Here is a 14,146-nt window from a genome sequence, read left to right on the forward strand (position 1 = left end):
GGCTCCATCATCCCGTTTCCCCGGCAAATTCCACCGCCCGCTCCACGGCTTCCTGCACCAGCGCGGAGAGGTTCAGATCCCGCACACCGACCACGAGGTTTTCACAGTGGTTCATCGGCAGCAGCAGACGGCGGGCGCGGCTCTGCCCAACCGCCAGCGCCATCGCGGGGGTAATCTCCCCCCACAGCGCGTCCGCAATCGCGATCCCTACGGGGCCGACAATGAGATCTGCCCGGCGGCATCCCACCACCACGGCGTTCTCACCGGTGGCCGCGTGGTCAGCCCCCGCGCGGAGCATGGCGGCAGTGGCGGCGCTGTTTGTCCCCACCGCCGCGACCTCCGCACGCGGCAGCGCTTTTTTCAGCGCGGCGACAAGCTGCTTTCCCACGCCGCCGCCCTGCGCGTCAATGACTAAAATGTTCATACTACCTCCTTCATACAACCCTTTTTTCAAAACGCAGACGATACCCGCAGCAACTCGCACAGCAGCACCATGCGAATCGCCAGCCTGCCATGCGGGATTACCTCTCCGCTTTCGCATGGCGTTGCAGCAGCATAAGAACAGCTTTTGCCTGCTTCTGTATCGCTCTGCGGTCACAGCGCGGGTGTACAGCAAGACCCCCTTGCGACGCAAGATCGCAAGGGGGTCGATTGGTTTCACTCAGGTTCGCCGTGTCCCGCAACGGCCCGCGCGTTGGCGCAGCGTGAAGCATTGGCCCGGCGGCGCGGGACGGTCTGAACCTGCTCCCGTATTTGCTCTCCGCAGGTGCGCAGAAATCTTACTTGGAGAGACGGTCCTTGAGGTTGTTCAGCTGATCGCGGAGCTCGGCAGGCAGCTTGTCGCCAAACTTCTTGTAGAACTCCTCGATGCCCTCGGCTTCCTTCATCCACTGGTCGTTGTTGACCTCGAGGATGCTCTTGAGGGTGTCGATGCTGAAGTCCAGGCCTTCGAGGTTGATGTCCTCAGCCTTCGGGACATAGCCGATCGCGGTCTCGTTGGCATCGACCTTGCCCTCGCAGCGGTCGATGATCCACTCGAGAACGCGGAGGTTGTCGCCGAAGCCCGGCCAAATGAAGTGGCCCTCGTCGTCAAGACGGAACCAGTTGACATTGAAGATCTTCGGGGCCTTGTCGCCAAGCTTCTCGCCCATCTCGATCCAGTGCTTGAAGTAGTCGCCCATATGGTAGCCGCAGAAGGGCAGCATAGCCATGGGATCGCGGCGCACAACGCCGACAGCGCCGGTCGCGGCAGCGGTCGTCTCGGAAGCCATGATGGAGCCTACGAACACGCCATTGTTCCAGTCGCGGGACTGGTACACCAGAGGAGTGGTCTGTGCGCGGCGGCCGCCGAACACGATAGCGGAGATCGGCACGCCAGCGCCGTTCTCAAACTCGCTGCTGATGCAGGGGCAGTTCTTCGCCGGAGCGGTGAAGCGGCTGTTCGGATGAGCGCCCTTCTCCGTGCTGGTCTTGCCGTTCCAGGGGTTGCCCTTCCAGTCGACAGCATTCTCAGGCGGATTCTTGTCCAGGCCCTCCCACCACACGGTGTTGTCGTCCAGGTTGTGAGCGACGTTCGTGAAGATGGTGCCCTGACGGGTGGTGTGCAGAGCGTTCGGGTTGGACTTTTCGTTGGTGCCGGGAGCAACGCCGAAGAAGCCGTTCTCCGGGTTGATGGCCCACAGGCGGCCGTCGGGGCCAACACGCATCCAGGCGATGTCGTCGCCGACCGTCCAGACCTTGTAGCCCTTGGAGCGGTATCCCTCCGGCGGAATCAGCATGGCCAGGTTGGTCTTGCCGCACGCGGACGGGAACGCAGCGGTAACGTACTTAATCTCACCCTTCGGGTTCTCAACGCCGAGGATCAGCATATGCTCGGCCATCCAGCCCTCGTTCTTGCCCTGGAAGGAAGCGATGCGCAGAGCAAAGCACTTCTTGCCCAGCAGAACGTTTCCGCCGTAGCCGGAGTTCACGGAGATGATCGTATTGTCCTCAGGGAAGTGGCAGATGTAGCGCTTCTCAGCGTCGATCTGGCACTTGCAGTGCAGGCCGCGCACCCAGTCGTTGCTGTCGCCCAGAGCCTCCCAGACCTTCTCGCCCACGCGGGTCATGATGGCCATGTTCAGCACAACATAGATGGAGTCGGTCAGCTCCACGCCAGCCTTGGCGAAATGGGAGCCGACAGGGCCCATGGAGTAGGGGATGACATACATCGTGCGGCCCTTGTAGCTGCCCTTTGCGATGTCATACAGCATCTTGTACGCCTTCTCGGGATCCATCCAGTGGTTGGTCGGGCCAGCGTCCTCCTCTTTCTTGGAGCAGATGAAGGTTCTGTCCTCCACACGGGCAACGTCGTTGACAGCGGTGCGGTGCAGGTAGCAGCCCGGCAGCTTCTCCTCGTTGAGCTTAATCATCTCGCCGGTGGAGCAGGCCTGCTTGCGCAGCTCCTCCAGCTGAGCCTCTTCGCCCGTAATCCACACGATGTTATCGGGGGTTACGAGCTCTTTCATGTTTTCAATCCAGTTTAAAACGGACTTGTTCTGAGTCATTTCGATCGTTTCTCCTTTCACTGGTCTGAATAAGCCGACATCTTCCTTTATTATAATCTATTGTTAAGAAATAATCAATTAAAATTTATATGAATGGGACAAGATTATTTCAAAAATCTTCCGGCCCCGAAGCAGCGATCTCCATGGAAGCGCAGGCGTTGAGCGCTGTCGAAGCAAGGTTCCCCGCCTGATACTCATAGTACGCCTGGGATCCGATCATCGCCGCGTTATCGCCGCACAGGGAGAGATCCGGGCGGCAGAAACGCCAGCCGTTCGCCGCGCATTCCGCCTCCAGGCTCCGGCGCAGCAGGGAATTCGCGGACACGCCGCCCGCGATGACAAGCGTTTTCGCGCCGGTATCCTTCGCCGCGCGCACAAAATTCTTCACCAGACATTCGACCACGGCGCGCCGGTAGGACGCGGAGAGATCCGGCACGGAAAGCGTCTGCCCCTTCTGAGACGCATTGTGCAGCAGGTTGATGACGGCCGTTTTCAGGCCGGAAAAGCTGAAATCGTAGGGCGCGCCGTCAACGGACGGGCGCGGAAGCGAAAAGGCCCGGTCATCTCCGCCCTCAGCCACGCGATCCAGCTCCACACCGCCGGGATACGGCATCCCCATGGCGCGGGCCGCCTTGTCGAAGGCTTCGCCCGCCGCGTCGTCCCGCGTGCGGCCAAGCACCCGCAGATGGGTGTAATCCTGCACCTCAATGATATGGCTGTGCCCGCCCGATACGACCAGGCACAAAAACGGCGGCGTGAGGTCGGGCGTGGTGATGTAGTTCGCGGCGATATGCCCGCGCAGATGATGTACCGGGATCAGCGGCTTTTTCGCAGCCAGCGCAAGCCCCTTGGCAAAGCTCACGCCCACCAGGAGCGCGCCGATCAGGCCGGGGGCATAGGTCACGGCTATAGCGTCCACCTCAGAGAGCGTCATGCCCGCCTGGGAGAGCGCCTCGCGCGTCACGCCAGCCACAGCCTCGCAGTGCCGCCGGGAAGCAATCTCCGGCACCACACCGCCGTACAGCCGGTGTTCTTCCACCTGCGATGCGACAATATTCGACAGAACGGTTCTTCCGTCCTCCACCACTGCGGCGGCCGTCTCGTCGCAGGAACTTTCCAAAGCCAGAATTCGCATGTTTTCGGGGTCCTCCTTCTGCAAAACGCCGCGCCCTCTGCCCTGCAAACGGCGCGGCTCTCCATATTTCGCGTACAGCGCCGTTTTACGGCTCCTTCTTTGCGTCCTTCCCGTCCGCATCCGGGATGTTCTCCTCTTCCCCATAAAGAACACCCTCGTCTCCATCGGGATCGTCCTCGTCCGACACGCCCGGCGGCGTATTGCTGATCGCCTGGCGGCTTGTGATATGCCTGGCTTTCAAGCGGCGTGCCGTCGATTCTTTCAAAAGCGTGTAAATGACGGAAAACAGCGGAATTCCCAGCAGGATGCCCGGCACACCCATGAGATTGCCGCACAGGATAATCGCCAGCAGCACCCAGATTCCCGGCAGGCCCACGGACGTACCGACCACACGCGGATAAATCAGGTTTCCTTCAATCTGCTGCAAAATCAGGAACGCGATAATGTACGTCAGCGTATACCAAGGGTTGACAAGCAAGAGAATAAAACCAGCTGTAAACATCGAAATATACGGCCCGATGATCGGAATCAGGCTGCACAGCGCCACAATACAGCTGATCAGCACGGCATACGGCAGGCGCAGAATAAACGTAAGCAGAACATAGATCATGGCGAACCAGATGCAGGCCTCTGTGAGCTGGCCGCGCACAAAGTTGGAGAAAATCCGGTTGGAAAGCGATCCCACCTCGATGATGCGGTGTGCGGCGCGGCGCGGCAGATACGCATACAGGATCCGCTTGACATTCCCGATGATCTTTTCCTTGCCGAACAGCAGGTACATGCAGAAGATAAAGCCCATCGCCGTGATGAAAACGCCGTTTGCGATGGAAGTCGTTACCACCACGACGGAATCCATCAGGCCGGTGGTCAGCTCTGTGGCCTTGGTGAGGATGGAGGACCAGTCGAGCTTGAGCGAATTGATCTGGTCCTGCGTGATATTGAACTCCTTGAGAAGCCTTGTGATCTCGCCGGAAAGACGATTGATATACAAGGGCGCGTTATCAATCAGCACTTGCAGCGAGGAAACAAACTCCGGAACCACAAAGACGATGATCGCCGTGAGAATGAGGATCAGCGTGAGAAACGACAGCGCCACACAAACACCCCGGCGGCATTTTTCCCACAGCTGCGAGCCTCGCCGGTTCAGAAAAGCGAATACCCGCTCCTCGTAAAACCGGAGAATCACGTTCACCACAAAGGCCATTGCGATTCCCATGATAAACGGATAGATCAGAGCCACAAAATAGCCCAGCGCGTCGCGGATCTGCTGGAGATTGAAAATCGCAAACACAAGCAGCACCGTGTAGGTGATGTAAAACAGGATCTTTTTTGTCACCTTTGGGTTCCCGATCCAGTCACGCCAATTCAAAACATACCCTCCTTTGCGGACGCTTCGCCTGTCCGGCTTGTCCGCTTACATTGCGGCGCGGACGCTTCCCGCGCACGTCTCTTCTCCGGTTTATTATACCGCATGGGTGGAGAATCGTAAAGGAAAAGCGGTAAAAAATCCCACGATGCGCTTCCAGTATCCCCCAAACTCTCCGAAAGTATGCGCAGGCGGCAATAATCCACAAAAAAGAAAAGAAAATTTGTATCGAAAATACGTTCCTTTTTTCAAAATCCCGTGTATAATTAGAAAAGAAATGAAAAAACACCGCGATTCGGACCTTGTACCCGGAAGAACACATGGAATCCGAACCGCGGACGGGAGGAAAATGCCATGACAGAAAGAACCTGCTGTGTCACAGGCCATCGGGAGATCCCCGCGGACAAATGGGAGGAGACCCGACGCGCGCTCGCACTGGAAATTGACCGCGCGATTGAGGACGGCTATGTCTGTTTCCTCTCGGGCTTTGCGGAGGGAGCGGACATGCTCTTTGCTTCCCTGGTTCTGGAACGCGCAAAAACCAACCCAGAGATCCGCCTGGAAGCGGCCATCCCCTTCCGCGGACGGATCCAAACCCTCCAGAGAAAACCGGAAACCACCGACCTGCTCAATGGCTGCGCTGAGGTGCATGTCCTTTCCAAACGCTACTCGCCCGGCGTATACAGCCACCGCAACCGCTTCATGATCGGTCGCTCCCAGCGCGTGCTCGCCATCTATGACGGACGGCAGAGCGGCGGCACCTTTTCCACCATTCAGATGGCCCTGAAATTCGGGCGCGAGCTGCGGATTATCGCCACCGGAGACCTTGACGCACTGCCTCAGCCGAGCCCCAGCGCGCGCAGGAACTGATAGCTGCGGCGCAGGCAGTCGAAGGGATCCTCGCCATAGCAGTCGTCCTGCTCCACAAGCAGATATTTCGCGCCTGCCCGCTCCGCTGAGGAAAGAATCCGCTCCCAGTTGAGATTGCCCTCTCCCACGGGAGCCATATGCTGCTCGAAATTCACGCAGGCCATGTCCTTGAGATGGATGCACGGCACACGGCCGGACAGCCGTTCCAGCCACGCGGCCGGATCGCCGCCGCCGTACTGCACCCAGTAGGTATCGAGCGTAAAGCCCAGCTCCTCCGGGGCAAAGTCCTCCGCCAGCTTTTCCAGGTAAAGCTTGCCGTCCGGAGCCTTCATGAACTCAAAATGATGATTGTGGTACATCAGGCGTTTGCCCGCCGCCGCGATCGCCGCGCCAGCCGGGCGGAAACGCTCGACAAACGACTCATAGTCACCGGGATTGCGCAGGCCCCCCGGCATCGAGCCGACGCCGATATAATCGCAGCCGAACACGCTGTGATCCGCGATCACTGCCTGCGTCTCGTCCGCGATGCGGTCCTGGTTGGTATGCGTAATAACGCAGGCAAGGCCGGTTTCCTTCAGCCTGTCGCGCAGCCACGCGGGATCGTATGGGCAGACTCCCGAGATCTGCACGGTGCGGTAGCCGATGTCCGCCACCCGCTTGAGCGATTCCGCGAACGCTTCGAGCGTTTTGCACTGGTCGCGGAGGGTGTAAAATTGCGCGCCGATTTGCATATCGCATGTCTCCTTTAACCATAAAGTTTCTGTTCGCACGGCGGAGCCGCGTGAAGTTTTCGCCAGGCCTTTTTCAAAAGGCCGCGTACTCCTCTTTATTGGTTATTATCTCCCAATTTCATAAAAAAGGCAAGCAGATTCTGTGTCAGATTCCTTGCCTATTCTTGTGGTAGATACGGAAACATAATATAATGATTGATAAGATTTATGAGCAAAAAAGGAGGAAGAATGGTGAGTGAGAAGGTAAAAGAGGAAGGCTCCTGCGGAAAATCCTGCGAAGCCTGCCCGCACCGGCAGGCAAACGACTGTCCCGGCTGTACGCGGGGGCCGGGGCAAAAAGGCGTGGGGGAATGTGAACTGGCGCGCTGCCGCCGGGAACATGGCTACCCGCCCTGCTCCGCATGTCGCTTCCGCGTCTCCTGCGGAACATACCGCCGATGGCACGACGCGGCGCAGGATCGCCTGGACGAACGCCGCGCAGAGATTGATCGGCGGCTGGAACTCAGTCAAACGGATCCCGACCTCTCCCTGCTGCTGTGGATTCTGTTCTGGCTGACATTGCTGGGAACGTTCTCGATCCGCCTGACCACTTCAGGGGGCGACGCGGCACAGCAGGAGCTGTTTTGGTCAATCGCCGGTCTTGTGCGCACCGCCGCCTGCGGAGTCCTCTTTCTTCGTCTGAGCAAAGAGGAAAATACCTACCGCACAGCGGGACTGTTTACCCTTGTTTCGGTTGCTCTCTCCCTCCTGACACTTTTCCTCCCCGCCGACGCAATGGGCGGCGGGCTGATCCTTGTGCTGGGGTTATGCGGCACGGGACTTTCCATTGCCGCCGAATATTATGAGTGCAGCGCGCATGCGGCGCTTGCGGAACGATGGGACGAGCAGCTGGCGGGCAAATGGCGGATGCTGTGGAAATGGCGCGCCGCCGCCCTGATCGCGGCCGCTGCCGCCATGCTTCTGTCCGCCGTTCCAACGCTCAGCCTGCTGCTCGTGCTGTTCGTCATCGCTGCTATGGCTGTGACGGGCATCTGGAAGCTGGTATGTCTGTACCGCACCGCAAAGCTGTTTGGATCCAACGGGTAACTAAGACTCATTTGCCAGTTCCCTTTCCAGCGGCGCCCTCCGGTAGAGTACAAGCCCCAGCGCGTCCGCAAGGAACCAGCCGATCGGCACGCTCGCCCAGATCCCCACAACGCCGATCCACGGTACGGCGGAGAGAGCAAACGCCAGCGCAACGCGCGTTCCGAGCGAAACGATCGTCAGCACCAGCGAGACACCCGGACGGCGCACAGCGCGGAAATAGCCGTAAAGCAGGAACAGGCAGCCAATCCCGCAGTAAAACGCGCCCTCGATCCGCAGATACTGCACACCGATCGCCGTGATAGCCGTCTCCGCCGGATCGATAAAGATATGAAGCAGCGGTTCAGCCAGAATAAACACAACAGCCGAAACCACGATACAGAACACAAACGAGACGAGCACGGCGCTGCGCGCGCCGCGGCGGATGCGCTCCTCTTTCCCCGCTCCGTAGTTCTGCGCGATAAAGGTGGAGAAGGCGTTGCCGAAATCCTGCACCGGCATATAAGCGAACGAATCGATCTTTACCGCCGCCGCGAACGCCGCCATCACGGCGGGACCGAAGCTGTTCACCAACCCCTGTACCGCGAGGATACCGAAATTCATCACGGACTGCTGCAAGCAGGTGAGAAACGACAGGTTCGCAATCTCGCGCAGGCCCGCCGCCGTCACGCGCAGATGGCGGCGGCTGAGACGAAGCTGCGGACAGCGCAGGAGCGCGTAAACGAGCAGCCCTATTCCGGACACAAACTGGGCGATCACGGTGGCCAGCGCCGCACCCGCCACTCCCATGTTCGCGTTGACAATCAACACCACGTCAAGCACAATGTTCAGCACCGCCGACACGCCGAGGAAAATCAGCGGCGTCGCGGAGTTGCCCAGCGCGCGCAGAAGCGACGCAAAAAAGTTATACAGGAACGTCGCGCTGATGCCCCAGAAAATCACCCACAGATAATCCCTCGTCATCGCGTAGAGCGAAGCCGGGATTTGCAGTACCACCAGAATCGGGTCGAGCAAAGCGAACACAAGGACATTGAGCACGACTGTCACCGACAGGATCAGCACAAAAGAGGTGAAGATGCTCGACTTGAGCCGATCCTCCTCCCGCGCACCGAAATGGATCGAGAATGCCGCGCCGCTGCCCATCGAAAGACCGAGCAGGATCGACGTCAAAAAGGTCATGAGCGTATACGACGAGCCGACCGCCGCGAGTGCGTCCGACCCAATGAAACGCCCGACTAAAAACGTGTCCGCCAGATTGTAACACTGCTGAAGCAGGTTGCCCGCGATCATCGGCAGGGCAAAGCGCAGCATCGTGCCGGTGATGCTGCCGGTTGTCAAATCCTCACGCAAAATTTCCCCTCCCACACAAAAGCCGCCCTCTCCTCCCGATTTACGGGAAAGGAGAGAGCGGTTTCTTTTTCTTTCCGGATGTTTCTCCGAATCAGGATGCGTTGCGCGGCACCGCTTCGTTGGAGAAGAGCAGCGCAATGGTCGCTTCATCCGCCACGCCTGTGACAATCATGCCGTTGAGAAGCTGGAAGTCCTTCACGCACTGCTCGGTGCCCTCGGCAAAGAGACCCGTCGGCGGCACAAACAGATAGCCCAGCTCCTGCAAGCGGTATTGCAGGCGAAGCACGTCGTCGCCCTGATCCCCTATCTTCAGCTCGCCCGAGGGAGCGCCCTCCGGCAGCGAAGAAGTCGCGGAGGAGGAGCTGTCGCCGCCGCTCTGGGTATCGTCGCCGCTCGCGGTGCTCTGCGTGCCGTCGCCGGTATCCTCCAGCAGCTCCGGGAACACCGTGCCCGCCATAAAGGAAACAGCCTGGATCAGTCCGCGTCCCTGGCAGGTCATCCAGGTGGGATCCATCTCGTAGACGCGGCCCTCCTTTACAGCGGTGAGATCCTTATAGCCCTCCGCCGCTTCGAGCTGTGCCTTCACGCCCGTGGGGCAGAAGATATACGAGGGATCGGCCAGCTTGAGATTATCAAGCGGGAAGTTCCCGCCGGTGCAGTCGGTGGCCGCGTTCGTCAGCCCCGCGCTGGCAAACAGGATGCTGTGGAACATGTCGCCCGTCACACCGTGTCCCTGCGCGTCGAAAAGATAGCAGGACACCTTCGGGGTATCAGAAGAAGGAATCACGCGCTCCACATCGTCGATAGTGATAAACACGTTTTTCGCGGTTTTGCCGCCCTTTTCATAGCCGGTCACGCCGCCCTGAAGCGCCGCGCCGACCTGCGAATACAGCCGCTCCAGATCCTCGCGCGACTTGGCCGGTTCGATGGCGAGCAGCGTCACGCCCGCAGAGGCCGCGGCGCTGACTTCCTCCTCGCCGGGAAGCTCGTCCACCAGCGCAAGTGTCGCGCCCACGCCGCTCATTGCGCCGTAATCCGTGGGATCCACGATGGGGAGCACTTCCAGATCGCTCTGTGTGCAGTCCGCCGTGCGCGCTTTCAGCACTGCTTCATAATTGAGGGCAAGCACCACATCCGCCAGATTGTCCGAGAGGACAGCCACGCCCTCCGGCTTCTGCTGAATGGTGACTTCGTTGACTGTCACGGGGAAATCCGTGGTTCCGACGCCGGAAGTGACGTCGTTGGCCTGGCCGCAGCCCGTGAGCAGCATCCCCGCCGTCAGAACAAGGATGCAAAGCAGGGAAATCCCCCGCCGGATGATGGATCGATTCGACTTCTGCAACTTGGCATCTCCTCCCGTTTCCCGGTATCCCGCCCGAAAGCGCGCGGTTTCCGCCGCGCCGGGCTGTGTGTGTTTCTTTCTCAGCGAAGCGGTTCCCCGCGCCGCACCTTGGATTCCGCGTCGTCGATGAACTGGCGCGCGCACCGCGGAGAACGTCCCCCGCGCTCCGTCGCCCAGCGCTCGGCCAGCAGGTCCAGCTCCTCCAGATGATCCTCCAGCCCGCGCTGCACGGCAAGCTGGCGGACAATCTCCAGATAACGCCATTTATCCGGCGACGAGAAATGGATCGACAGCCCGAAGCGATCCGCGAGCGACAGGCTCTCCTGAATCGTGTCGCCCTTGTGCACCTCGTCGCCCTCGCGATCCGAGAACGTCTCGCGCAGCAAATGGCGGCGATTCGAGGTGGCATAGATCAGAGCGTTCTCCGGACGCGCGGCCAGTCCGCCCTCGAGCACAGCCTTGAGCGCCGCATAGGTGTCGTCCTGATTGGAGAACGACAGATCATCGATAAAGATGATAAATTTCATCGGCAGCGCCGCGATTTCGTCCACCAGACGCGGGAAGTCCATCAGCGACTCCTTCGGCATCTCGATCACGCGCAGGCCGCGCGTATAGTATTCGTTGAGAATGGCCTTGACAGTCGAGGATTTTCCCGTGCCGCGATCGCCGTACAGCAGGCAGTTGTTCGCCGGAAGGCCGACGAGAAACGACACAGTGTTGTCGATTGCCATGCGGCGCTGGATCTCGTAGCCCTTGAGATCGCGCAGCGTGGTCGGATCGGGATGCACCACGGGATGGATCGCGTGGTCGCGCCAGATGAAGGCGCGATAGCGCGCGTACATGCCGCAGCCGTTCTCCCGGTAATACCGTTCCAGACGCTCCGCCAGGCTTCCCTCGCCGCGAAGCTGCTCGACCGGCTCCCCCGCGCCCCACACCGGAAGCGAGAGGGAATCCGCGCCCTGCGGGCCATCGTCCAGCACATCCTGCGCACTGAGCGAGCCCAACTCGAGAATCACGCGCAGATCGCGCCCTGCCGCCCCGCGCATAGCCGGGGATACCTCGCGTCCCGCCGCGGCGGTCAGCGAGAAAGCGTTTTCATCGAAAAGAGCCGCTTCCGTCAGGCAGCCGGTGAGGTTATCGCTGTAGCCGCGCTCGCACAGGGCGGCAAACAGCTCACCCCACGCGCGCAGAAACGCTTCCTCATTCTCCGCCCACAGCAGACGGTACAGCGCCTGCGGCACCGTTCGGTTTAAAATTCCCTTGTAAATGGAAAGGGAGGCCATTTTCATAGCCGCTTCCCTGCGTTTTCCGTTCATGCAAATCCTTCCTTCCGCCCCTGTCCGGCGGCGTTATGCTTTCCTTATTGTACCCCGCTCCACGCGGTGCTGTCAAGGTTCGCCCTTTTTCACGCGGTGGAATTTACAAAAAGTTTAACCCTCCCGCTTTTCCTCTTGACAACCGCTTTCCCATGGGGTATGATCCAACTAATTAAAGTTGTTTTATAAAAGTAGTTTATAAAACAAAGGAGAGTGACCGGAAATGAAAGGGATCATGAAAACAGCTGTGATGACAGGAATCGGAAAAATGGCGTTTGAGGAGCGCCCGATCCCACAGCCGAAGGACGACGAAGCCCTTGTCAAAATTGAGTATGTCGGCGTGTGCGGAAGCGATCTGCATTACTACGAGTCCGGCGCGATCGGAAACTATGTGGTGAAGCCGCCGTTTGTGCTCGGCCACGAGTGCGGCGGCGTTGTGGTGGAGGTCGGAAAGAACGTGACAAACGTCAAACCCGGCGACCGCGTGGCGCTTGAGCCGGGAAAAACGTGCGGCCACTGTGAATTCTGCCGCACGGGCCGGTATAATCTGTGCCCGGACGTGATATTCTTCGCCACGCCGCCCGTGGACGGCGTATTTCAGGAGTATGTGGCACACGAGGCGGCGCTGTGCTTCCCGCTGCCGGAGAACGTGAGCACGATGGAGGGCGCGCTGATCGAGCCGCTGGCCGTCGGCTTCCACGCGGCGAACCAGGCGCAGGCGGGGCCGGGGCAGACAGCGGTTGTGCTGGGAGCAGGCTGCATCGGGCTGGTCACGATGCTGGCGCTGCACGCGCGCGGCGTGCGGAACGTCATTGTGACGGACGTGATGGACGCGCGGCTGCAAAAGGCGAAGGAGCTGGGCGCACAGGCTGTGGTGAACGCCTCACAGGAGGACACCACAGAAGCTATTATGCGGCTGACGCAGGGCAAAGGCGCGGACGTCGTGATCGAGACGGCGGGCACACAGCAGACCTCCCGCCAGGCGGTGGAAATGGCCAAAAAGGGCGCGGTGATCGTCTTTGTGGGCTACACGAAAACAGGCGACGTCACGCTGCCGATGAGCCTGGCGCTCGACAAGGAGCTGACGTTCCGCACCATCTTCCGTTACCGCCATATTTACCCCATGGCGATCGAGGCCGTGGCGAGCGGCGCCATCAACCTCAAGGGGATTGTCACGAACCTTTTTGACTTCGACGACATCCAGGAAGCGATGGACAAGAGCGCACACGACAAGGCGAACATCGTCAAATCCGTCATCCGCATCACAGGGAAGAACTGAGCGCGAAAGCATTTGACAGGTTCCGGGAGGGGCGGTACAATATGGATAATGCCGCACGCCCCGGATGCGCGCGGACGCGAAAGGACGGTTGAGTCATATGGTTGATATTACCGCAATCGGTGAATTGCTGATCGATTTTACCCCGGCAGGGCAGACGGAGCGCGGCGACATGCTGTTCGCCCGCATCCCGGGCGGCGCTCCCGCGAACGTGCTGGCTGCGGCCGCAAAACTCGGCAACCGCACGGCATTCCTTGGAAAAGTGGGAGACGATGCGTTCGGATCGTTCCTGCGCGCCACGCTTGACGGGCTGGGAATCTCCACGGAAGGTTTGCTCTCCGACCCGAAGGTACACACGACGCTCGCCTTTGTCCAGCTTGACGAGCACGGCGACCGCTCGTTCAGCTTCTACCGCAAGCCGGGCGCGGATATCATGCTCGACTTCTCCGAGGTGCGTTTGGATCTGGTGGAACAGGCCGGTATCCTGCATTTTGGTTCCGTCTCGCTCACCGACGAGCCGTCCCGCACCGCGACGCTGAAAACGGCGGAGCATGCGAAAAGCCTTGGCAAGCTGCTGAGCTATGATCCGAACTTCCGCCCGCCTCTCTGGGACAGCGTGGAGAACGCCAAGACGCAGATGCTGCGCGGCCTTGCCCTTGCGGACATTGTGAAGGTGTCCGGCGAGGAGCTGGAACTGCTCAGCGGCACGGACGATCTCGAGCGCGGCTCGGCCATTCTCGCGGAGAAAGGGCCGTCGCTGATTCTCGTCTCGCTCGGCGCGCAGGGCGCGTTCTACCGTCTCGGCTCTTTGACAGGCTTCCAGCCGACCTATGATGTGAAAACGATCGACACCAACGGCGCGGGCGACTCCTTCTTCGGCGCGGTGCTGCACCGTGTGGCCGGAAAGTCGCTGGAAGAAATCCGCGCGCTGTCCCGCGACGAGCTGGAGGACATCCTCGCCTACGGCAACGCCGCCGGTTCCCTCACCACCACCCGCAAGGGCTCCATCCCCGCCCTGCCGACGGAGGCGGAGATCGAGGAGTGCCGCCGCACCGTCCCGCTGCTTCAGGCATAAACAAAATCCCCCCACGCAAACCACGCGGACCGATTTGCGACATAAGACTGGCAGGG

Annotated in this window: 12 protein-coding genes; 4 read left to right on the forward strand and 8 right to left on the reverse strand. The window is 60.0% G+C overall.

The window, feature by feature from the left end:
* Positions 1-7 precede the first annotated feature (7 nt).
* The 4 genes from B5F35_RS07605 to B5F35_RS07620 all read right to left on the reverse strand — a co-directional run bounded on the left by B5F35_RS07605 (position 8) and on the right by B5F35_RS07620 (position 5,050).
* A complete protein-coding gene (locus tag B5F35_RS07605; protein WP_087239655.1) occupies positions 8-424 on the reverse strand; it encodes a DUF3842 family protein in 417 nt (138 codons plus the stop codon).
* A gap of 355 nt (positions 425-779) precedes the next feature.
* A complete protein-coding gene (locus tag B5F35_RS07610; protein ID WP_275532255.1) occupies positions 780-2,552 on the reverse strand; it encodes a phosphoenolpyruvate carboxykinase (GTP) in 1,773 nt (590 codons plus the stop codon).
* 103 nt (positions 2,553-2,655) lie between these two features.
* On the reverse strand, positions 2,656-3,681 hold the full coding sequence (gene tsaD / locus B5F35_RS07615) for a tRNA (adenosine(37)-N6)-threonylcarbamoyltransferase complex transferase subunit TsaD (RefSeq protein WP_087239762.1): 1,026 nt from the start codon (positions 3,679-3,681) through the stop codon (positions 2,656-2,658).
* An 85-nt stretch (positions 3,682-3,766) separates the two neighbouring features.
* Positions 3,767-5,050 carry an AI-2E family transporter gene (locus B5F35_RS07620; RefSeq protein ID WP_087239658.1) on the reverse strand — a complete coding sequence of 428 codons (1,284 nt, stop codon included), beginning with the start codon at positions 5,048-5,050 and terminating at the stop codon, positions 3,767-3,769.
* Between the two features lie 351 nt (positions 5,051-5,401).
* On the opposite strand from B5F35_RS07620, the gene B5F35_RS07625 reads away from it, so the two are divergent.
* Positions 5,402-5,917: an SLOG family protein gene (locus B5F35_RS07625; protein WP_087239660.1), complete on the forward strand. Its 516-nt coding sequence runs from the start codon at positions 5,402-5,404 to the stop codon at positions 5,915-5,917.
* Here the strand turns inward: B5F35_RS07625 and B5F35_RS07630 are convergent.
* Positions 5,887-6,648 (reverse strand): sugar phosphate isomerase/epimerase family protein, encoded by a 762-nt coding sequence (locus B5F35_RS07630; protein ID WP_087239661.1) that lies wholly within the window; start codon positions 6,646-6,648, stop codon positions 5,887-5,889. The two genes, B5F35_RS07625 and B5F35_RS07630, sit on opposite strands and share 31 nt — an antisense overlap.
* Positions 6,649-6,879: 231 nt before the next feature.
* Here B5F35_RS07630 and B5F35_RS07635 point away from each other — a divergent pair, with 231 nt between their 5' ends.
* Positions 6,880-7,734, forward strand: a complete 855-nt coding sequence (locus tag B5F35_RS07635; protein ID WP_140401175.1) for a DUF3795 domain-containing protein — start codon at positions 6,880-6,882, stop codon at positions 7,732-7,734.
* Here B5F35_RS07635 and B5F35_RS07640 read toward each other — a convergent pair whose 3' ends face one another.
* From B5F35_RS07640 to B5F35_RS07650, 3 genes are all read right to left on the reverse strand, one after another.
* Positions 7,735-9,081, reverse strand: coding sequence for an MATE family efflux transporter (locus B5F35_RS07640; RefSeq protein ID WP_087239764.1), 1,347 nt, complete (start codon positions 9,079-9,081; stop codon positions 7,735-7,737).
* A 91-nt stretch (positions 9,082-9,172) separates the two neighbouring features.
* Complete coding sequence (locus tag B5F35_RS07645) at positions 9,173-10,423, reverse strand: peptidoglycan-binding protein (RefSeq protein ID WP_242969433.1); 1,251 nt, start codon at positions 10,421-10,423, stop codon at positions 9,173-9,175.
* A gap of 80 nt (positions 10,424-10,503) precedes the next feature.
* Positions 10,504-11,739, reverse strand: a complete 1,236-nt coding sequence (locus B5F35_RS07650; protein ID WP_242969434.1) for an ATP-binding protein — start codon at positions 11,737-11,739, stop codon at positions 10,504-10,506.
* 223 nt (positions 11,740-11,962) lie between these two features.
* Between B5F35_RS07650 and B5F35_RS07655 the strand changes: the two genes are divergently transcribed.
* Entirely contained in the window at positions 11,963-13,018 is a 1,056-nt protein-coding gene (locus tag B5F35_RS07655; RefSeq protein WP_087239665.1) for an NAD(P)-dependent alcohol dehydrogenase, read from the forward strand.
* 97 nt (positions 13,019-13,115) lie between these two features.
* Complete coding sequence (locus B5F35_RS07660; RefSeq protein ID WP_087239771.1) at positions 13,116-14,090, forward strand: carbohydrate kinase family protein; 975 nt, start codon at positions 13,116-13,118, stop codon at positions 14,088-14,090.
* The last annotated feature ends 56 nt before the right edge of the window (positions 14,091-14,146 follow it).

The sequence above is a fragment of the Anaeromassilibacillus sp. An200 genome, from assembly GCF_002160025.1.
GTDB classification, from domain to species: domain Bacteria; phylum Bacillota; class Clostridia; order Oscillospirales; family Acutalibacteraceae; genus Caccousia; species Caccousia stercoris.